Source organism: Chryseobacterium sp. UF-290, assembly GCF_058245615.1.
On sequence record NZ_JBSICB010000003.1, the window covers coordinates 14,889 to 35,314 of the forward strand.

Sequence of the window (20,426 nt, forward strand, 5' to 3'; positions counted from 1 at the left end):
AAACACAAAGATTCTTAACGCATTTCATTTCGTTCAGAATGACAATGCGCTCTATCAATCAACTAATTTTTATCCAGTTTATTATATTTTTTCATTAAATTTTCATAAACACCCTGTGGAAGGATCCACTTCAATGGAACCCCGATCTTCTGTCCGAATTTACCAAAATAATAATGGGCCTTCCATTTATTTTTTCCTAAAAGTTTTTCAATATATTCCGCTACCTCCAAAGGCTCAGTTCCGTCATCCACATGAGCATTCATCAGAGCATACACCTTATCAAAAACATTTTTATACGGCTGGGAAACCTGGGCAATGACTCTGTTCTCGGCAATATTGGTCTTAATATCTCCGAGATGAAGAGAACATACCTCAATATTCCAGGGATAAACTTCATATCTCATGGCTTCAGTTACCTTATCCAGAGCTGCCTTTGATGCCGAATAGAATCCACGGAAAGGAAGCCCCATTTCACTTCCGATGCTGGATATATTAATGATCTTTCCGAATTTATGATCACGCATATTGGGAAGAACGGCACTCATCATCTGAACGGCACCTGCCAGATTCAGTCTGAAAAGTTTTAATATATCTTCTTTTGTAGAATCTTCCACGGCACCTACCATTCCCATTCCTGCATTGTTGATCAGTACATCAATTCTGGTCTCTGATTGTAAAACCTCAGCAATGGCATTCTGCACAGCAGTGTTGTCGGTAACGTCGGTGGGGATAGATCTGAAGTATTGGCTTTCTGTATATTTCCGGCTTAAGCCATATACTTTGTGTCCTTTTTTACCAAAATATTCGGCCAATGCAAATCCGATTCCTGATGAAGTTCCTGTAATGATGATGGTCATTGAATTTGTATGATTTTTTTGTTTTACTTTTCCCTGCAATCCTGTAGCCTGTTTTGTACATCTGATAGCATGGTAAAATCTATTTTCAGCAAATGTAAAAAAAGAATAATGAAGTTGGTTATTTATTATTTCGGAAATGGCCTCAATGCTATTTCACATATTGTCTCTGTTTGATTATAAACTTAAAATAAACTTAATATCAATCATATATGGAATTCAGGTGTTAATGACTACTTTATTTGTATATATTATTGAAAAACAGTAGTTTATTTCAGTGTTGTGGTACATGGGAACTGATGATCACTAAAATTTCTTAATAAAAACATAAGGAAATCTTAATGGAGCGAAGGAATGAGCTGCTCTAATTTTGCATCTAATCAAAAAGGATGTCATGAATGTATTTAAAATCCCTGTCTCAGTAACTTATTTAACGGGTAGGGTATTACTTATTGGTGCAATATCAGCTTCGCCGATGTTCCTCGCTCAAAAAAAAGACAGCTTAAAAGAAAAGTCCATTGACGAGATTGTCGTTGTAGGGTACGGAACACAGAAAAAAAGTAAAGTGTCCGGGGCGGTTTCCGAGGCTTCACTGGATAAGCTTACCTCGAGATCTTTATCAGGAGTAGGGGAAGTTCTTCAGGGAAAGGCTCCCGGAGTAACGGTTGTGAATGAAGGAGGAGACCCTAACGGCACGCCTAAAGTAAATATCCGTGGTTTAGGAGGGATCAATGGTGAAACCCCTCTTTATGTAGTGGATGGAGTGGTCTTTAACGGAACGCCTTCTATTAATCCTAATGATATTCAGGATATCTCTGTACTTAAAGATGCTTCCGCAGCTATTTATGGAGCAAGATCTTCGGGTGGTGTTATTCTTATTACCACTAAAAAAGGAAAGAAAGGAAACCTTACGGTGGATTTTGATGTTAAATACGGGGTGAATCAGGCATGGAGGCTGAAAGAATCTTTGAATGCTGCGGAATTCCAGGATGTGATGCACCAGGCCTATGAAAATGCCGGGAAGCTGTCAAGCTTACCAATGGCTTTCAATCCTGACCTGTATCCGGACGGAAGAATTACCAGAACAGACTGGATGAAGGAGATCTTTCGTACGGGAACCATTCAGGAATATAATATGAACCTGAGCGGAGGAAATGAAAAATCCAGATATTTTGTGGGAATGAACCATCGAAATCTGGAAGGGATCTTATTAAATACCCAGGCAAAACGATACAATTTCAGGGTTAATTCTGAACATAAAATAAAAGACTGGTTAACGATCGGGGAGAATATGTATTACAATTATTCCGACGGAAATACGGCCGATACCAAAAGCGGTTATACAGGAGCGGTAGTGGCAGCGATGTATTATCCTCCTAATGTTCCGGTATATACACCATCAGGAGCCTTTTCCGGATTACCCATTGATGTGGCAGGAGGATATGGAGATATGATCAATCCTGTAGCTTATCTTAAAAGGATCAGCATCAGGAATCCTACCCATGAAATCTTGCTCAATCCTTATGCTGAAATTACTTTAGCAAAAGACTTGAAGTTTCGTTCCAATTTCTCACAGACCTTTAAGCTGGGAAATGTTAAGAACTTCACCTATAGAGTGCTGGAAGTCGGGAAGATTTTTGATACCAATAATTTAGAATATCAGTCTGACAATTCATCTACAGCACTGGCGGAGCAGTTGCTTACCTATAAAATTGCTGCAGGAAAGCATAATTTCGATTTCCTGGGCGGTTTTACATTCCAGAAGACGACCGATGAAGGGTTTGTCGCCAAATCATATGACTTCAGAAGCGAAGCGGAAGTGTTCCAGCACCTTCAAAATGCTGCGGATACCAATAAAGATGTTTCCAGTTACCGTTATAAGCAGGCCCTGGTTTCTTACCTGGCAAGGGTTAATTATGATTATGCAGGTAAATATATTGTGAGTTTGTTGGGAAGACGAGATGGCTCTTCACTGGTGGCAAAGCAGAACAGATTTGCCAATTATTATGCTGTTTCAGGAGCCTGGGTAATCTCCAGAGAAAGCTTTATGCAGGATATTTCCTGGCTTTCGAATCTGAAATTCAGAGGAAGTTACGGTATCCTGGGGAATCTTGGAGGAATTTCTCCACAGGCGGTAAATCCTCTGATGACCAGAGATAATAATATCATCTTTGGGCAGGACCCTTCTCAGAATATTGCTTATTATGCTACAACACGCCCTAATCCAAACCTGAAATGGGGAAAATCTGAGCAGACCAACTTTGGGGTAGATGCCTCATTCCTGCACAACAGTCTTTCCCTGCAGTTTGATTATTTCGTAAAAAATTCCAAAGATCAGATCTTTAATGTTAGCTTACCAAGTACGGCAACCTATAATAATCAGTATGTGAATGCAGGACTGTTCCAGGACAAAGGATATGAATTGGGAATTAATTATAACAGTAAAGGGACAGGAGATTTCACTTATTCAATCGGAGCGACCTTTAGTCAACTAAAAAATACGGTGAAGCAGCTAGCTGATGTAAATGAGATATTTATCAATGATAATGGAGTAAGAGGAGTGCTGAAACCAACCCGTGTAAAAGTGGGGGATGCGCTTTATTCTTACTATGGCTACAGGACATGCGGGATTTTCCAGACTCAGGAAGAGATCAACAACTATAAGGATGCTAACGGAAATCTGATTCAGCCGGATGCCAAACCGGGAGATATCAAATTCCTGAAAAAAGAGGGAAACACCGGAGTTCTTAATAATAACGACTTTGTCAACCTTGGAAGCCCATACCCTAAATTTTCATACGGATTATTTTACAATATGACATGGAAAAACTTTGACCTGAACGTTTTCTTCCAGGGAGTATATGGCAATAAGATCTTCAACGGACTGAAGTTTATTTCGATGAACCCGGGGGGAACCGGGCAGAATTACAATATGGAAAAAGATATTCTTAATGCCTGGACACCTCAGAATACCAACACAGATATTCCAAGGCTGGTACATGGTGATCCGAACGGTAATTATTCCAAAGTATCGGATTTCTATGTGGAAGACGGATCTTATTTGAGATTAAAGAACCTTACGATCGGTTATTCATTACCAAGAGAGCTTTACCAAAAGCTGGATGTGAATAAGCTAAGGATTTATGTAACGACCAATAACCTGTTTACCATTACCAAATATACAGGCTTTGATCCTGAAGTGGGAATGAATTCCTACGGTGTTGATACCGGCAGATACCCTCAGTCACGTTCATTCATCTTCGGAGTGGAAATCGGCTTATAATTTTAAACAACAAAAAAGTAAAAAAATGAAATTATTCAATACAATATTTTTAATATCAGGAATTTCCGTAATGCTTCTATCCTGTACAGGAGAGCTGGATATTCAGCCGGAAGGAACTCCTACAGAAGCCAGCTTCTGGAAAACGGAAAACGACCTTATTACAGGGGCGAATGCAATGTATAAACCTTTATTTGACGGAGAATTCTACGGAAGAGGTCTTTTCTGGCTTATCAACGCAAGTGATGATATGGTAACCGGAAGAGCAAAGAGTGAAGCGGATAACGCCAAAAATTTCAGCAGCAACTACATCGCGGCAGGAGACCTGGAAACGCAGTGGAATAAAAGGTATAACGTAATAGGAGTTGCCAACCGTGTGATCAGAAACGTTGATAATATCCAGACTTCACAGGCTGTCAAAAGCAAATATCTGGGCGAGGCTTTATTTATGAGCAGCAGAATGTATTTTGAGCTGGCTTATAACTATGGGAATGAAAAAGCGGGAATACCTATTATTGACCGTTCAAAGGATCCTGACCCTAATCCGATCCCAAGAGCCGCCAGTGTGATGGACAACTACAACTATATTGTGGATGATCTGAAAAGAGCAGCGGAGCTGTTACCTACCCAGGAAGAGCTTCCTGCGAAGGACTATGGACGGCCACATAAAGCGGCTGCATGGGCACTTTTGTCAAAAGTATATTTGTTTATGAAAGACTGGAAGAATGCGGAATTCTGGGCTAATGAAGTGATGACCAAAGGAAACAGAAGTCTGCTGAACAATTTCGCCGATGTTTTCAAAGCTGAGAATAACTATAGCTCAGAATATGTCTGGTCAATTCCTGGTACTCCGAAATTTACAGCCTGGGGAAGTATTTTGCCGGGAGTAATGCTTGAAAATAAAGGTTGGGGAGAATATAACGGCTGGGGATATTTTCAGCCTACAAAAGAACTGTACGATGAATATGAATCAGGTGATCTCAGAAGAAGCACTACCATTCTGAAGACTGGAGATACGTTTACTTTTAACGGAAAAGAGAGAATATATTCTTCCACTAATTCCCTTACCGGATATCAGTTCAATAAATATATGGATGCGTTCAAATATCAGCTGAACAGCGGTCATGTAAGTGCGAACGGAGATTATCCATGTACAGACCTGGCAGTTCCGATTATGCGTTATGCTGAGGTTATTCTTATCAAAGCAGAAGCTCTGCTGATGCAGGGTAAATCTGCAGATCAGGAAATCAATATGATCAGAGTCCGGGCAGGTCTGACCCCGAAGAACGGATGTACAATGGCTGACCTGAAGCATGAAAGACGTTGTGAGCTGGCAGGCGAATGGGCAGACAGACACAGGGATCTTGTACGCTGGGGCGATGCGCAGGCAGCTTATGCGCAGCCATTGCATGGGATGAACGGACAGGTAGTATGGGCAGCAAGAAATTTTAACCCGGCCATACATAATGTCTGGGCAGTTCCACAGGTTGAAATTGTAAACAGCCATGGAATCATTAAACAAAATGAAGGCTGGTAAAATTGAAATATAATATAATCCACTATATCATTGCAGAAAATACTGTAATGATATAGTTTTTTCACAGCAATATGAAACTATCAAAAATCTTGGCTGCAGTAGCCTTATTCTTTTTTGCTCAAAATCAGGCACAGAATTATTTAAATTATAGTGTAGGGAATGCCCATTCACACAATGATTATATGCAGGAGATCCCTTTCTGGCAGGCTTATTATGCGAATTTTGGTTCTATAGAAGCAGATGTATTTCTTGTAAAAGATAAGCTTTGGGTAGCCCATACTGAAAAAGAGCTTTCCCTGGACAGGACATTGGAAAATCTCTATCTGGACAATATTTCAAAACAGATCAGGCTGAATAAAGGGTATATCTATCCCGATGCCAACAAAAAGCTGCAATTGCTTATCGATGTCAAACAGGATTATCAGACAACCCTGAGCGCCTTAATCAATACGCTGAAAAAATATCCTGAGATTACCGGAAATCCGGGAGTGAAAATTGTGATTACAGGGGGGAGACCTCAGCCGGAGGATTTTAAAAACTATCCGAATTATCTTTACTTCGATGGTGATCTGGATAAAAACTATTCACCGGACCAGTTAAAAAGGATTGGGATGTTCAGTGCAGATTTGCAGGAACTTGTTAAATGGAACGGAAAAGGCATTCCAAGAGATGAGGAAACGGACAGGATCAAAAAATCTGTGGAGAAAGCCCATGTGCAGCAGAAACCAATGCGCTTCTACGGAGCCCCGGATTTTCCGAATGCATGGGTGAATCTGATGGGCATGGGAGTAGATTATATTAACACCGATCACATTCCGGATCTTAAAAAGTTCATGAATACCATTCCGAAAAACTTTTATAAAAATGTAAAGGAATACAGTATTTATACTCCCACCTATGAAACAGATGGAGCCAATAAAAAAGTAAAGAATGTTATTCTCCTGATCCCTGACGGAACTTCTCTTCCTCAATATTATGCTGCTTTTACAGCTAACAAAGGGCAGCTGAATGTTTTCAATATGAAAGCAACAGGTCTGTCTAAAACCAATTCATCCAATGCCTATATTACAGATTCTGCACCGGGATCTACCGCGTTTGCTACCGGTGTGAAGACCAAGAATACATTTGTAGGAGTAGACAATATGGGAAAAGCTCTGGCACAGATCCCTGATATTATTGCAGATAAAGGGTTGGTTTCCGGACTGATTTCCACGGGAGATATCACAGATGCTACTCCTGCTGATTTTTATGCGCATTCTGATAACAGAAACAGTTCTGAGCCTATTCTGAAAGATTTTATTACTTCCAAAACAAAAATCCTGATCGGCGGGCCTACAAGCGGATTGTCTCAGGAAAACCTGCTGAAATTCAAAGAAGCAAAAATAGATCTGTATCAGGATCTTAAATCAGTGAGAAAGATAAGCAGCCGCACTGTGATTATTGATCCTCTGGCTTCGCAAAGAGTAACTGGTAGAGGAAACTGGCTGGCTGACGCTTTTGATCTTACTTTAAATGATTTGAAGAACAACAAAAAAGGTTTCTTTATGATGGTGGAAGCTTCCCAGACGGATGGAGGAGGGCACAGCAACAATCTTGAGCAGCTTGTTACAGAGTTACTGGATTTTGATCATGTGGTAGGAAAGTCTATGAAGTTTGCGGATGAAAATAAGGAAACGTTAGTGATCGTCGTAGGTGACCATGAAACCGGAGGTTTAAGTCTTTTGGATGGAAATCTTAAGGAAGGATGGGTATTCGGAAATTTCAGTACCAATGATCACACTTCCATTCCGTCAAGTGTTTTTGCTTACGGCCCCCATTCAAAAGAGTTTACCGGGCTGTTTGAAAATACAGAGATCTTCAATAAAATATTGTCGGCTTACGGAATTCAGCGATAAACTTGTAAATCGGATTACTTTAAAGCCTGTTTCAGATCTGAAACAGGCTTTTTTATCCATTAAATTTTGCCTCTCGCCGATCGTGCAGATGTTTGGCTAATCAGCATAATCTCCAAAATCTGCGAGCGAAAAACTCTCATTACCTCTTGTAAAAATAAAAGACTGCCCCAAACAGAGACAGCCCTTCAGAGAATATCTAATGATAACTAAACTAGAAATTGGTTTTGACGATCAGTTCAGATAATTCCGCAGTCACGAAATCAATAGGCATCACCCCGTATGATCCATGCGTGTTGTTCTGAAAGAACGTTTTAAGCTTAGGATTGATATTGTTGGAAACTGTAGGAATGCTTGGAATTCCAAAAATTCCCGGCTTGTAGCCACTTGTAAAGTTGATGAAAAGCTTTCCGTTGGTATCATTTTTTGCTTCATTCAGCAGATTGAAGATGCCGTTCCATTTATCATCATTGTTTGTTACCTTATAATAATCCTGAACTTTCAGCTGGGCTCCGGGATTGTTGATTTCAAAAGTGGTATTATCTGCCCATGAAGTCGCGTTGATCCCTTTTGCGGTCCCGGCAGAGAATCTTCTTAACAATTTGATTTTTCCCCGTACATCTCCTAAGTTAGGAATGGTTGTTCCTAAATCCCACTTCGAAGGATTTTTCTGGATATACGAATCGAAAGTACTCTCGAAGCTTCTGGTCGTATTGGAAGCATCATACTCTTCTTTCACAGACATAATGATGGTTTCTGAAGGATGGCTTGCCAGAAATGCATAGCAGGCATTAAGAACATCATCGAAATTTAAGTTCTGATAAATAGGACCGTGGTGAATGGTAAAAGCATTGTCAATATGTCTGCAACGGATATCCAGAAAACGGACACCGGCATTAAGCTGCTCGGCAATGGTCAGATTTTGGGTTTTGGCCGTTCCGCTGTTTGACGGGACTTCTCTCATTGCACCGGAATCATGGGTTCCTGGAATAGAGATTTTAGAAAGAGAAATATTATCCTGTAGGCCTGCCATCCAGCTGTTCATTTCGATAGGAACCAAAGAGGCGGTTCTGTAATTTGCCTTTTCAAGGGAACTCAGATTGGCATTGTTCGAATCCCTCTCAAGAATGCTGTCATTGGAACAGGAAAAGAATATGCTTGCTGTTGCAATACCAAAAGTAATGGCTGTTAAACGTCTCATGTTGTGCTTGAACATAATTGTATTATATTTTTATTTAAGTCTAAAAATAAGGATATATCAAGATATGAGGAGTTAATTTAACTTTAAGAGAAGATTAAGTTGATGTCAATACTGAAGGATAAAATAGAGAATATTGAAGCCGGAAAATATCAGCTTCAAAACGCCCCAAAACTCTGTTTATGTCATTCTGAGTATGCAGGGGAATTTCTAAGATCAAATATTATGGCTCTTCATTTTATCTAATTCAGAATAACAAAAGAACTTTTTACTAAGATCTGTTTAAATTTAATGGCTAATCATTTTGTCTAATTAATTTAACGCTTTATTTTTTTATTTTCCCGCTGATTTTGCAGATTCAGCAGATCATTATTCGTAAATCAATCAGCGAGAAATAATATTTTAATACAAATTTAAACAGGCTATTAATGTGAAATGTGGTGAGAAGAAAAACAGTAATGAGGGTGGGAGGCTTTTCATAAGAAGGACCTTTAAGTTATAAACCGGTATCTTCTTTTTTGATCATACCGGTATCTTCAAGATTACAGAGGCAGCCCTTCACTGTCTTGTAAACACCTGTAATATCAGTTTCCTTACCCTTGCTGTCCGTAATGGTAATACCTGCAGAGAATGACTCATCTTCTGCATGATAAGTTCTGTAAAGTAAATAAGTATAGCCGTTATTAATAAATGAAAGATATTCCAGCTCCATTCCCGCATTTTGTTTTCCTCCGCCTCTGGAATAAGAATTATATTTGAATTTTTTCCAGCTTTCCTGAGTCCTTTCTGCCGGAAATTCCATTTCAATATGGTTTTTGGTCCCAAACCGGTATTGAATATATTCGTTCTTTTTATCTTTTATCAGTGCCATTCTTTTTCCTGTCTTTGTTTCAAAAGAATAGACAATTTCTTCATTAGGCTGCAGATATTGTGCCCAAAGAATCGCAGGAAAGCATAAAGCTAAAAAGACCAGATATTTCATGGAGTATATATTTAAATACAGTCATTTGAGATCAGGCAGTATTCATCCATTTTCAAATGACCACATTTTTCAAATTTTCAGATTAATTAGCCACTATAGCGTCAAGATCCTTCCAGAACATCGGGTAAGATTTTTCCACTACATCATCATCTTCAATATTGAGTTCTTTGATAAGGCAGAAGGGCGCGAAGCTCATCGCCATCCTGTGATCCTGATACGTTTTAATGGAAATAGAGTCTTCCGGTTCCCCAAAGCTTACCGATTCAATCGTTAGATCCGTAATTTTGGTTTCGGTACCCAGTTTTTTCAATTCATTATATAAAGCCTGCAGTCTGTCGGTTTCTTTTACCCTTAAAGTTCCCAGTCCTGAAACTTCAAAAGGAATCTTTAATGCTGCCGCTGTTACACAAAGCGTCTGTGCGATATCCGGGCAGTTGTTCATATCCAGAACGATTTTTTTCGGAAAAGAAAATCCTGGCTGAGGTTCCAGTGTTAGTTTATGCTCATTTTCGGTGAAAGTTGTCTTAATTCCAAAGAAATCTTCATAAATTTTTGCAATGGCAGAATCTCCCTGAGTAGACTCTTTGTAAAAACTTTTCAAATGGATGGTTTCTCTTCCCAATGCACAGATCGAATAGAAGTAGGATGCGGAGCTCCAGTCACTTTCCACTTCATAGGTGATGGCCGAAGAATGATTATTCACAAATGGCTCTACTTTGATGGTGTTTCCTTCAAAACTGTTTTTGATTCCAAATCTTGTCAGAATATCCAGTGTCATTTCAATATATGATCTTGAAGTCACTTCTCCTACAAGATGAATTTCCAGTCCGTTTTCAAGCTTTCCGGCAATAAGAAGCAGAGATGTAATAAACTGGCTGGAAATATTGGCCGGCACATTTACTGAAGTTTGAGTGATCTTTTTTCCTGTGATCTTTAAAGGGGGAAATCCTTCATTTTCCAGATATTCGATTTCCGCACCAAGATCTCTCAAAGCGCTTACCAGGTTTTTGATCGGTCTCTCTTTCATTCTTCCGGAACCGGTCAGTACAGTTGTTTTCCCTTCCTGAATGGAATAATACGAAGTAAGAAAACGCATCGCTGTTCCTGCATGGTGGATGTCTGTCACATCCGCATTTTGTTCAGATAGTGCTTTTTTCAGTAATTGTGTATCCTGAGAATTGGATAAGTTTCCGATTTCTATATTGCTGAACAGACTTTCCAGAATCAATAAACGATTCGAAATACTTTTCGAACCGCTGATTTGTATTGTCTGGTTTCCTTTTAATTTTGATTTTTCTAGCTTCATTATTTTCTTCAGATTTCAGAATCCGGATTTCAGATGTTCAGAGACTCTTATCTGAAATCCAGGTTCTTATTTTAATTTTTCGTTATTCTGATGCCGCTCCTTGTCACGGTCAGTTTTGATTTTCATTTTTCTGTCAAAAGCATCCTGCAGATTCACTCCGGTTTGATTGGCCAGGCACAATGTTACGAAAAGTACATCGGCAAGCTCCTCTCCCAGATCTTTACTTTTGTCACTTTCTTTCTCACTTTGCTCACCATACCTTCTGGCAATGATTCTGGCTACTTCTCCGACTTCTTCTGTCAGCATGGCCATATTGGTCAGCTCATTAAAATACCTTACGCCAATGGTTTTGATCCATTCATCGACCTGCTGCTGTAGTTGGGTGATTTCCATTATTGATAAGCTCCGAGTGTAGGGTTAGTGGTTCTGGATTCATTCACAATATCAAAAGGTACACTTCCTGCTACAGTTGTATTTCCCTTTCCTTTTGCAGGAGATGTTGTTTTTACCCTTAAGTTCATTTTGGCCATAAAATAATTGACGAACTGAGGATCTTCATTTTTGATACTTTGTACCACATTGACATTATTGTCAAAAGGGAAACCTGCTTCTGATGTTTCCGAGTATTTTAATAAGCAGTTTTGGATGAAAAATTCAAACTGCTGTCCCGGTGTCTGCTCAAAATGGACAGCATTATCCCTGTCAGAATAGATGATACTGTTTCTTATATCAAGCTGCTGCAAAGCTCCCTGTTCTGTTTGGCCTGCATCATTTTTCCATTCATTGGTTGCGAAGATTCCTTTTCTGTCGAATGTGCCCATTGTTTTGGAATAATTGGCGATCGTAGCATGGGTATAGCTATGCTTTCCACCTTTGAAAATCCCAATACATGATTGCCCGCAGTTGTTCATCACGAGATTGCTGGCATTCACAGTAGACCCTACCGCGTAAATTCCATATTCAAAGAAAGTATGGATGAATGAATTGGTAATATTGGCAGTGGTTTGTCTCATTTCCAGGCCTCTTGTTCCCCCGAAAAGTCTGGCGTGGTTCATATTAAGGATAGAGTTGGCTTCCATTCTGATAGAATTCCAGTTTTTGGAGATCGTATCATAATAAGGATCATTTCTGTCTCCCCGGAGAATTACCTGCTCATCCTGGGTTCCGTTAATATTTAAAACAGCTCCGGAAGATACTTTCATTCCACTGTTTTTGTGGAAGTATACTTTGGTTCCCGGCTCTATATCGAGTGTAACGCTAGGATCGATGGTAAGATCTCCGTAAATGATCTTGGCCTTATTGTTATTCCATGTTGTAGAATTGGAGATCACATTCGGATTGGTAGGAGTCTGGATAAAAAATTCAGCGTCCTGTACTACAGAGAATAAAGTGACATGCTGCTGGCCGGCTGGACCGGTGAAAATGACTTTATCTTCGGCAATGGCTTCCGGGCCGGTAGCTTCCGGGGCAATTTCAACAAAAATATAAAGGCTGTCTTTTTTTCTCAACGGAACATTCTGAAAATCATATCCCGGCTTTCCGTCTACATTGATCCTGTATAAAGATGCAGCTCCTTTTTCAAGATTGACTCTTGGGATCAGGATATCCTTATCTTCATTGTTATATACCTTTACTACGTAGGTCTCTGAACGTACCTGATGATAGACCGTATCACAGAATACCGTATCCCTTGAAAAACGTAGTGGCTGTGAAGGCTCATCAAAGGTAATATCATCCTTATTACATGATACTGCTACAAGTAGCATCCAGAAAGAAAAAGCCAGTAATAATTTGAATTTCATTGAAATTAAGGTTTAAGTAGGTTCCAAATTTAACGAAAATACTTTAAATTTCTTATCAATAAAAAAATATTGAATCGGTATTTGGATATTAGAAAAATTGTTGTACTTTTGCAACCTAAAATTAGCAGAGAAATATCCATTACTATTTCGAAAGCAAACTTTAATTTTTTTAAAAATTGTATTATGAAAAACGGAATTCACCCAGAAAATTATAGACTTGTTGTTTTCAAAGATATGAGTAACGACGAGGTGTTTCTTTGCAAGTCTACTGCAGAAACAAAAGACACTATCGAGTACGAAGGACAAGAGTATCCTCTAATCAAAATGGAAATTTCTTCAACTTCTCACCCTTTCTACACTGGTAAAGTAAAATTAGTTGACACTGCAGGTAGAGTTGATAAGTTCATGAACAAATACAAAAAATTCGCTAAGTAATTTTTGTATTATATAAAATATTGAAGTCTTCCAATGATTTGGGAGACTTTTTTTGTATAGAGGCTAGAAATTAAGGCTAGTTAATTAAAGTACTTAATTTGAAAACCAGATGGTAAATTCATTGAGTCCGTTAAAAATAAATGGAAATAAATTCATTGGCATTTAGCTTAAACTTTATACTATTCAAACCGAAAAAAAAATTGAAAGGTCAATCTTATTGATAATTTTCTTACCGGGAATCAGGGTCTCCAATCCTGTGTCTCTTATCTCTCATCTTTTAATCACGTCTCTCTTCCAACTTCCCACATCTTTTTGTATTTTTGTTTGGAATGGAATTTAGAAACTGACAGTTGACTTCGGAGCAAACACCTCCTATCCCGACCAGCAGTCTCTAACTTCTAATTTCTAACTTCTTAACTTCTAAAAAATGCAATTAGTATTTTCAGACGCACAATATTGGGAAGACTTTCTTCCACTTACTTTTACCCGCCCGGTGGCTGACATGCGATGCGGAATCCTGACATTTTCCGAGAGATGGCAAAAAATTCTGGAAAACACTGAGGTATCTTACTTCACGGAAATGTACCTTCAGGATAAATTTAAAACCCCGGAAGAAAAAGAAAGCCTTTTTCTGGTTCCCAATTTCCTGCCTACAGAAACTGTAATTCAGCAGATCAGGAATCTTAAACAGGGAGAAGCTTTGGTATATGAAGATGAATTGATCGCTGCCAGGATCAATATGAAGGGATTCTCCTTAAACCAGATTGAAAAAATGACGGATATTAAAGAGGAATTGATATTCTTTAAAAAACCGAAAGACCTATTTACATACAACCACCACGCTATTGATTTTGATTTTGATTTGCTTACCAAGGGAAGAACTTCACAGGAATTATCTTCCACCAATGGTTTTTTAGGTGATAAAAAAGATCTCTTCATCGAAGAAGGTGCCTATATTGAGTTTTCAACAATCAATACAAAGACCGGTAAAATTTATATTGGGAAAAACACAGAGGTGATGGAAGGCTGCCATCTCCGTGGACCTATTGCGCTTTGTGACGATTCTAAGTTTAATCTGGGAGCTAAAATATACGGAGCAACTACTGTAGGACCACATTGTAAAGTAGGAGGTGAAGTGAATAACATTATTATCTTCGGCTATTCAAGTAAAGGACATGAAGGCTTTATAGGAAACTCGGTGATCGGTGAATGGTGCAATTTCGGAGCAGACAGCAATTCATCGAACATGAAGAATAATTACGGGAATGTAAAATTCTGGAACTACAGGACGAAAGCCTTTGAAGATACTGGCTTGCAGTTTGCCGGCCTCATTATGGGAGATCACTCTAAAACAGCGATCAATACCCAATTGAATACAGGAACTGTTGTAGGAGTCGCATCCAATATTTTCAAACCGGGTTTTCCCCCTAACCTTGTGGAGAACTTCTCATGGGGTGGGTTGAAGGATGACGAAAGATTCAAGCTGGATAAAGTCTATGAAGTGGCAGAAAGAGCTATGGCCAGAAGAAAGGTGGCTTTGACGGAGGAAGATAAAGCCATCCTGAAACATATTTTTGATACGTATTAAAGACTGTCTAACAACTTGTGAAAATAGCCTTTTTTACGAAATTTTCCTGTAATCCTATACGAGAATTTTCATTTGATATTTTTTTAAAACTTCCAAAATCCTTTCGTAATTTGCATTCAATTTGTTCATTGTAAATGCTTTATCGCTAATACATTTTACTGATTTTCAATCAAATGAACAACTTTTTCTTTATATTTCATAATGAACAACGGGTTTATGGGACTATATTTTCCCATTTCTTCTATGAGTTTTTGTTTCCTTTCTGACAGTCATTTAATATATTTTTCAATGATGATTAAATCTGAATTATCGTTCCCCAACTATTCTGCAGCTAAGTAACCATAATATAATATTTTGGTGTGAATTTGTCATATAGTTAACCTGAGTTCGGGATAAGCAACTCATAAAAATTTGTAAGAAAAAGTAATAATTCGTATATTTAAGTTCTTGATATTCAAATATTTAAACGAATTATTACTATGAATTTAAAAGACCAAATTACAAATATTTTTGTACAAATTGATGATTTTTGTAAAGAGTTTGCCACTCAAATAAAAAAAATGAAGTTGGAAGCACTAGGCGATAGCAGGAAAAGAAGAAGCAGAGCCTCTATAATGTCAGATTCTGAAATGATCACCATTATGATTGGCTTTCATTTGGGCGCTCACAAAACGTTTAAGCATTATTATAAGGAAATAGTTTGTGGTTACTGGAAGGACTTATTTCCTAAAACCCTTTCTTACAATAGATTTATTGAACTTCAACAAAGAAGTTTTGTCGTTTTTGCTTTATTTCTGAAAGAAAAATGCATGGGGAAATGCACAGGTATAAGCTTTATGGACAGTACAACTCTGAAAGTTTGCAGAAATCAAAGAATACACAACCATAAAGTCTTCAAGGGTTTGGCAGAACGGGGAAAGTCTTCAATGGGTTGGTTTTATGGATTTAAGCTGCATTTGGTTTGTAACGAAAAAGGTGAACTTTTATCCTTCTATCTAACGAAAGGAAATGTGGATGACAGAAATATCAAGCACATTAAAAACATGACTCAGAAGCTCTTTGGAAAACTATTTGCCGATAAAGGATACCTTTCAAAAGCTTTGTGGGAAGTGCTTTTTGCCGATGGCATCCAATTATTTACTAAACTTCGCAAGAATATGAAAAATCATATCATGAAAATGGAAGACAAGATCTTGCTTAGAAAAAGAGCAATCATTGAAACCATAAATGATGAATTAAAAAACCATTGCCAAGTGGAGCACACCAGACATCGAAGCGTAAACAATTTTATGATGAACATTTTGGGAGGACTCACTGCTTATTGCTTCTTTCCAAAAAAAATGGCACTCAACTTAAAAAAAGTAGATGATGGTCAATTATTTTTAAGCTTCGCTTAATCCGAACTCAGGTTAGTTATTTTAACTCTTTAGCTGTCATTATTTTTTCATTAATAATGTTTCCCCATAGTTTAAAGTCGGAAACTATAAAATTACTATTTGATGAATTTGTTCCAGAGTTTTTCCTGAAATAAAAATCATAGGATCCGCCGACAATACCTTTACCCGGTATATATAAAAAACGATCTATTCCACGAGATTCGTTATATCCATCATGTGTCCACCAACCATCAAATGTCCAGAATTGATATGCCTTGTTCCCCTTAATCATATATTCTTTTGATAAATAATTTCTAAAATTATATAGTTGGTCTATTGCTCTGATCTTATTATTTACAGTTATATCCATGATAAAATCTTTGTTAGGAAACTGACACTTAAAACTTGTTTCCATTTCTTTTATCGTTACTTTCTGCTCTGCGGTATTAATAGTCCCATAAGAAGAGATTAATGGATATTTGAGACTCCCAATACTAAACAATTCAGTTAGACACATTTTAGAAGTATAATAACTATCATTTTCTTTTTTTATCAATTGATATTGCAGTGTTTTCTTATCAGGGGTATTATTTATTTTCCAATTCACTGCTATATTTATTATTTTATCATTAGATATGATTTTATCCTTAATATCTTCAAAATTGACAATTTGCCAATTGTTACCTCTCTCATCCAATCTTGGGAGAACTTTTTCAGACAGATCAGGTAGAACTGTTACTAACAAAATTGTATTTTTAGAAATAAACACATTATAAAGATTTATATCTTTTTTAATTTCATATAGTTCATTAGTATCCAATGTATATTCATTGACAATAAAATTCGATTTTAGGCTGTCTAAAAGAATATATTTTTGAGGAAAAAATAAGATAGGGATAAAGAGCAGGATTAGTAAAAAAGATTTTATTTTCATTTGTTTTATCTTTTTATGGACACTTAGTTCCTTTATGTTTTCCAAGAGAGACATTTCTTTCATTTCTATTCAATTCTCTTTCTTCGGATGTCATTGTGGTTATTCCAGCTTTTGCCATGGCCTTTGCTGTTTCTATTGGAAGGCTGCTATTATAGGTAGTCAATATATTTTGAAGTGTTGTTAAAAATGGTCCTACCTGCTGATGTCCTTCTATAAATTTATATCTATTAATCATAGTTCCGTCAGTCGAATAATCATAACCTACGATTACGCTGGGATACTGATCTTGAAATGCTTCATTTCCGAGTTTAAACCTCTCATAATCTAAATAGGCATGAATTGTCTCATGGTACATCGTTACAAGTATATATTCCTTCGTTGCATTTTCTAATACATTATCGTTTAAATTTATTACAGCCTTAAAAGTTCCAAACTCACTTGAATATGATGAAAAAGTAGTGCCGTCTATATCTCCTAGTCCACTTTTAGCTCTAAAAGTAATATTATAATCTTTACTATTTTTGAAAATACTATTCATAGCTTTCCCTATATCATTTTTTAAGTTTGGTAATAACCCTACAAGATTTTGAGCACATGGATACTTTTTTAAACTATCAATAATCTCTTTATTAGAATTTTCACCGTCATCCAGATAATCTGGGAACTTGTGCTTGGAGCCATCACCGGACATAGACTTGCCTCCTCCAATAGGACCGTTTTTTGGGTCTGTCCAAGAAGCGTCCTTCCACCAGTCATAACCTGGATGATGAAGGATAAAGCCGCCGGTCTGATCCATATGATTGATCTTTACTATTGTTATCTCTTCTATTTCATTGACACGGATGTGTTCTTCATTGGTCCCAATCCCCCTGGACATCACAGGACCTGAAGGATAGAGGTTATCCACCGCATACTGTAGCCTTGCAAGCACCTGAAGCGTGGCAGGTTCCGTATTCTGTACTACTGTAAACTGCACATAGTCCCTGGCAGGAGTAACAATCCCATGAATAAAAGCTGTTACCTGATCTCCTTTGAGAATAGGAAAAGCAATAGCCTTGGAATTGTTCCCGTAAGTGTAAGTAGATACAGCGTAGAAAGGACTACCGAATTTACTGTAAAACTCCTGGCTGAAGATACTGTTTTCAGCATTGGCAAGAAAGGCAGAGATCGTTTCTTTAAAAGGAACTTTATAGCTTACTGCAGAGATAGGAATGTTTACGGTAGAGACATAAGGATAGTTATTTCTTTCAGCCGGCTGTTGAAAATCCTGCTGGCTGTTTTCATACCTGAATTTGGCATCAGACTGTACTTTTTCATCAAATTTCTGAAACATGGCTATAGAAGCACGGAATTGGGTTGGTTCTTCAGCAGGAAGCACTTCATCCTCTGCTCGGCAGGAATATACAGAAAAGGTTGTTACAACCAGCAAAGCCAACCGAATGATTAGTTTTTTCTTCATAAGCGTTTTTTAATGCTTAAATATATACTTTTTTTATAACTCTACAAAGGTGTGAATAATAAATTGAAATAATACAGTAGAAAATTACTGGTTTCCGTAATATTTTTCTAAAAGAAAAAAATATGTAATTTTGGTAAAAATACATTGTGCTATGACTTTAGGAGAAAAACTGAAAAAAGCGAGGATCAATAAAAATTTTACGCAGGAATACCTTGCGGAAGTTCTGAATGTCTCCCAGAAAACCTATTCTAATTTTGAGAATGATAAAAGCAAGCCCGCTTTTTCTCAGGTGGAGGATATCGCAAAAGTATTAGAGATAAGCGTTCTTGATTTTTTGAGCGGAGATAGTATAACTGTCAATCAAAATAATAATGAAGTTGCAATAGCTCAGAATTATGCAGCCATTAATGCCTCTGAAAAACTAATAGAACAATACGAACAAAGGCTTAAAGACAAGGATGCGGAGATCACATTTCTGAAGCAGCTTCTCGGTAAAAAATAAAAACTTCAAATTTTTTTGAAGTTTTTTTATTTTTGATGTAATAGATTTGAAAGACCGGTTGTCTTACCTATAAGAAACAAAACTCATGACCCAAGAAACTTTCAAGAATACGGTGTTTATTCTCAAAGACGAGATGTATCGTTTTGCGAAAAGGTTCGTCATGAGCAGTGATGAAGCAGAAGATGTGGTGCAGGATCTGATGATGAAGTTCTGGCAGAAAAGAGATGAATTGGAGCAATTTGGAAATTTTAGATCCTATGCCCTGAAATCTGTACGGAACGAATGTCTGAACCGGCTGAAGCATCACGATGTGAAAATAGGTTTTGCAGATATGCAGCTTCACCGGTCGGAGCTTTACAGTATGGAAGTCGATAATCTTAAAGAACATATTATGGGATTTATCAATCAGCTTCCGGAAAAGCAGAAAATGGTCATCCATTTGAAAGATGTAGAAGAGTATGATGTTTCCGAAATTTCTGATATGCTGGAAATGGAGGAAAATGCAGTAAGGGTAAACCTTATGCGGGCAAGACAAAAGGTAAAAGAACAAATCTCACAACTGATGAGCTATGAAAAAAGATCAATTACAAGATAAATACGACGAAATCTTCCGGGATATCAAGGAAGAAAAAATGGACTGGAGCTTTGAAGATTTTCTTCAGAAAGCAGAAGGTAAGGAACCTGAGAAAGATGCTGCTCCAATTATTCCGTTAGAAGAAAGAAAAAAGCCCTCTTTCCCTAAATGGTTCTGGATGGCTGCCAGCGTAATGCTGCTTTTCGGTATCGGATTTTTCTTTTATAATAATGGTTCCAAGACAGAAGTACAGGACAGGGAAAAACTTGTGAAAAATGAAGTGTTGAGACAAAAATCTGATTTCATTGAAGAAAATAGTGATCATCAGAGACAGGTAGCAATTAATCATACGGATTCTATTTCAGGAGCGAAAAGAGATTCAATATTCCAGGAAAATCCGGTAGCTGAAAAAGATGTTTTGGATGAGATCCTGCCAAAAAGAGGAAGGCTTAAAAAAGAGAGAAAGCCAAGATATGTAGATAATTCTTCTTTTAAAAACAATAAAACAAAAGACTCTACAGGATACAAAAATTCTTATGTCATTGTAAACGGCAAAAGAATCGATAATGTAGAAGAAGCAATCAATGTGACTAAGTATTCATTCCAGATATTTGCAAATAACGTTAGTGAAAAATTGGTACAACCTAAAGTAGTAGACGATGATTATTAAATGAAAGAGATCTGATCTGTTCTATAGTAATTATCAA

At 37.5% G+C, this 20,426-nt stretch carries 17 protein-coding genes; 9 read left to right on the forward strand and 8 right to left on the reverse strand.

Annotated elements, in window-relative coordinates; all coding sequences use genetic code 11:
- Positions 1-62 precede the first annotated feature (62 nt).
- Entirely contained in the window at positions 63-857 is a 795-nt protein-coding gene (locus tag AC4IF5_RS04030) for an SDR family oxidoreductase (RefSeq protein WP_490731924.1), read from the reverse strand.
- Positions 858-1,248: 391 nt separating this feature from the next.
- Here AC4IF5_RS04030 and AC4IF5_RS04035 point away from each other — a divergent pair, with 391 nt between their 5' ends.
- From AC4IF5_RS04035 to AC4IF5_RS04045, 3 genes are all read left to right on the forward strand, one after another.
- Positions 1,249-4,137 (forward strand): SusC/RagA family TonB-linked outer membrane protein, encoded by a 2,889-nt coding sequence (locus AC4IF5_RS04035; protein ID WP_490731926.1) that lies wholly within the window; start codon positions 1,249-1,251, stop codon positions 4,135-4,137.
- A gap of 25 nt (positions 4,138-4,162) precedes the next feature.
- Entirely contained in the window at positions 4,163-5,671 is a 1,509-nt protein-coding gene (locus AC4IF5_RS04040) for a RagB/SusD family nutrient uptake outer membrane protein (protein WP_490731928.1), read from the forward strand.
- A 71-nt stretch (positions 5,672-5,742) separates the two neighbouring features.
- Complete coding sequence (locus tag AC4IF5_RS04045) at positions 5,743-7,566, forward strand: alkaline phosphatase (RefSeq protein ID WP_490731930.1); 1,824 nt, start codon at positions 5,743-5,745, stop codon at positions 7,564-7,566.
- Positions 7,567-7,777: 211 nt separating this feature from the next.
- On the opposite strand, the gene AC4IF5_RS04050 is transcribed toward AC4IF5_RS04045, so the two are convergent.
- The 5 genes from AC4IF5_RS04050 to AC4IF5_RS04070 form a co-directional block, all read right to left on the reverse strand.
- A complete protein-coding gene (locus tag AC4IF5_RS04050) occupies positions 7,778-8,764 on the reverse strand; it encodes a phosphatidylinositol-specific phospholipase C (RefSeq protein WP_490731932.1) in 987 nt (328 codons plus the stop codon).
- Positions 8,765-9,257: 493 nt separating this feature from the next.
- Positions 9,258-9,743 carry a hypothetical protein gene (locus AC4IF5_RS04055; RefSeq protein ID WP_490731934.1) on the reverse strand — a complete coding sequence of 162 codons (486 nt, stop codon included), beginning with the start codon at positions 9,741-9,743 and terminating at the stop codon, positions 9,258-9,260.
- 82 nt (positions 9,744-9,825) lie between these two features.
- Complete coding sequence (locus tag AC4IF5_RS04060; RefSeq protein WP_490731936.1) at positions 9,826-11,049, reverse strand: 3-phosphoshikimate 1-carboxyvinyltransferase; 1,224 nt, start codon at positions 11,047-11,049, stop codon at positions 9,826-9,828.
- Positions 11,050-11,115: 66 nt separating this feature from the next.
- A complete protein-coding gene (locus AC4IF5_RS04065) occupies positions 11,116-11,442 on the reverse strand; it encodes a nucleotide pyrophosphohydrolase (protein ID WP_053327424.1) in 327 nt (108 codons plus the stop codon).
- Complete coding sequence (locus AC4IF5_RS04070) at positions 11,442-12,851, reverse strand: hypothetical protein (RefSeq protein WP_490731938.1); 1,410 nt, start codon at positions 12,849-12,851, stop codon at positions 11,442-11,444. The genes AC4IF5_RS04065 and AC4IF5_RS04070 overlap by 1 nt, the downstream gene beginning before the upstream one ends.
- A 183-nt stretch (positions 12,852-13,034) precedes the next feature.
- Here AC4IF5_RS04070 and AC4IF5_RS04075 point away from each other — a divergent pair, with 183 nt between their 5' ends.
- The 3 genes from AC4IF5_RS04075 (at position 13,035) to AC4IF5_RS04085 (ending at position 16,271) form a co-directional block, all read left to right on the forward strand.
- Positions 13,035-13,286: a type B 50S ribosomal protein L31 gene (locus AC4IF5_RS04075; RefSeq protein WP_002976190.1), complete on the forward strand. Its 252-nt coding sequence runs from the start codon at positions 13,035-13,037 to the stop codon at positions 13,284-13,286.
- 427 nt (positions 13,287-13,713) lie between these two features.
- On the forward strand, positions 13,714-14,874 hold the full coding sequence (locus tag AC4IF5_RS04080; protein ID WP_490731942.1) for a GlmU family protein: 1,161 nt from the start codon (positions 13,714-13,716) through the stop codon (positions 14,872-14,874).
- Between the two features lie 479 nt (positions 14,875-15,353).
- Positions 15,354-16,271 (forward strand): IS982 family transposase, encoded by a 918-nt coding sequence (locus tag AC4IF5_RS04085; RefSeq protein WP_490731944.1) that lies wholly within the window; start codon positions 15,354-15,356, stop codon positions 16,269-16,271.
- A 16-nt stretch (positions 16,272-16,287) separates the two neighbouring features.
- Here the strand turns inward: AC4IF5_RS04085 and AC4IF5_RS04090 are convergent, their stop codons facing one another.
- Both AC4IF5_RS04090 and AC4IF5_RS04095 read right to left on the reverse strand, forming a co-directional pair.
- Positions 16,288-17,247: a hypothetical protein gene (locus AC4IF5_RS04090; RefSeq protein WP_490731946.1), complete on the reverse strand. Its 960-nt coding sequence runs from the start codon at positions 17,245-17,247 to the stop codon at positions 16,288-16,290.
- On the reverse strand, positions 17,198-18,643 hold the full coding sequence (locus AC4IF5_RS04095; RefSeq protein ID WP_490731948.1) for a hypothetical protein: 1,446 nt from the start codon (positions 18,641-18,643) through the stop codon (positions 17,198-17,200). The genes AC4IF5_RS04090 and AC4IF5_RS04095 overlap by 50 nt, the downstream gene beginning before the upstream one ends.
- Positions 18,644-18,794: 151 nt before the next feature.
- On the opposite strand from AC4IF5_RS04095, the gene AC4IF5_RS04100 reads away from it, so the two are divergent.
- The 3 genes from AC4IF5_RS04100 (at position 18,795) to AC4IF5_RS04110 (ending at position 20,389) form a co-directional block, all read left to right on the forward strand.
- Positions 18,795-19,145, forward strand: a complete 351-nt coding sequence (locus AC4IF5_RS04100) for a helix-turn-helix domain-containing protein (protein ID WP_490731950.1) — start codon at positions 18,795-18,797, stop codon at positions 19,143-19,145.
- Positions 19,146-19,230: 85 nt separating this feature from the next.
- A complete protein-coding gene (locus tag AC4IF5_RS04105; protein WP_490731952.1) occupies positions 19,231-19,740 on the forward strand; it encodes an RNA polymerase sigma factor in 510 nt (169 codons plus the stop codon).
- Positions 19,715-20,389 carry a hypothetical protein gene (locus tag AC4IF5_RS04110; RefSeq protein WP_490731954.1) on the forward strand — a complete coding sequence of 225 codons (675 nt, stop codon included), beginning with the start codon at positions 19,715-19,717 and terminating at the stop codon, positions 20,387-20,389. Before AC4IF5_RS04105 ends, AC4IF5_RS04110 begins: the two co-directional genes overlap by 26 nt.
- The last annotated feature ends 37 nt before the right edge of the window (positions 20,390-20,426 follow it).

What these genes read in the sequence shown, in the direction of transcription:
- AC4IF5_RS04030 (WP_490731924.1), bottom strand. Translation starts at nt 857, where the DNA reads ATGACCATCATCATTACAGGAACTTCATCAGGAATCGGATTTGCATTG.
- AC4IF5_RS04035 (WP_490731926.1), top strand. Translation starts at nt 1,249, where the DNA reads ATGAATGTATTTAAAATCCCTGTCTCAGTAACTTATTTAACGGGTAGG.
- AC4IF5_RS04040 (WP_490731928.1), top strand. Translation starts at nt 4,163, where the DNA reads ATGAAATTATTCAATACAATATTTTTAATATCAGGAATTTCCGTAATG.
- AC4IF5_RS04045 (WP_490731930.1), top strand. Translation starts at nt 5,743, where the DNA reads ATGAAACTATCAAAAATCTTGGCTGCAGTAGCCTTATTCTTTTTTGCT.
- AC4IF5_RS04050 (WP_490731932.1), bottom strand. Translation starts at nt 8,764, where the DNA reads ATGAGACGTTTAACAGCCATTACTTTTGGTATTGCAACAGCAAGCATA.
- AC4IF5_RS04055 (WP_490731934.1), bottom strand. Translation starts at nt 9,743, where the DNA reads ATGAAATATCTGGTCTTTTTAGCTTTATGCTTTCCTGCGATTCTTTGG.
- AC4IF5_RS04060 (WP_490731936.1), bottom strand. Translation starts at nt 11,049, where the DNA reads ATGAAGCTAGAAAAATCAAAATTAAAAGGAAACCAGACAATACAAATC.
- AC4IF5_RS04065 (WP_053327424.1), bottom strand. Translation starts at nt 11,442, where the DNA reads ATGGAAATCACCCAACTACAGCAGCAGGTCGATGAATGGATCAAAACC.
- AC4IF5_RS04070 (WP_490731938.1), bottom strand. Translation starts at nt 12,851, where the DNA reads ATGAAATTCAAATTATTACTGGCTTTTTCTTTCTGGATGCTACTTGTA.
- AC4IF5_RS04075 (WP_002976190.1), top strand. Translation starts at nt 13,035, where the DNA reads ATGAAAAACGGAATTCACCCAGAAAATTATAGACTTGTTGTTTTCAAA.
- AC4IF5_RS04080 (WP_490731942.1), top strand. Translation starts at nt 13,714, where the DNA reads ATGCAATTAGTATTTTCAGACGCACAATATTGGGAAGACTTTCTTCCA.
- AC4IF5_RS04085 (WP_490731944.1), top strand. Translation starts at nt 15,354, where the DNA reads ATGAATTTAAAAGACCAAATTACAAATATTTTTGTACAAATTGATGAT.
- AC4IF5_RS04090 (WP_490731946.1), bottom strand. Translation starts at nt 17,247, where the DNA reads ATGAAAGAAATGTCTCTCTTGGAAAACATAAAGGAACTAAGTGTCCAT.
- AC4IF5_RS04095 (WP_490731948.1), bottom strand. Translation starts at nt 18,643, where the DNA reads ATGAAGAAAAAACTAATCATTCGGTTGGCTTTGCTGGTTGTAACAACC.
- AC4IF5_RS04100 (WP_490731950.1), top strand. Translation starts at nt 18,795, where the DNA reads ATGACTTTAGGAGAAAAACTGAAAAAAGCGAGGATCAATAAAAATTTT.
- AC4IF5_RS04105 (WP_490731952.1), top strand. Translation starts at nt 19,231, where the DNA reads ATGACCCAAGAAACTTTCAAGAATACGGTGTTTATTCTCAAAGACGAG.
- AC4IF5_RS04110 (WP_490731954.1), top strand. Translation starts at nt 19,715, where the DNA reads ATGAAAAAAGATCAATTACAAGATAAATACGACGAAATCTTCCGGGAT.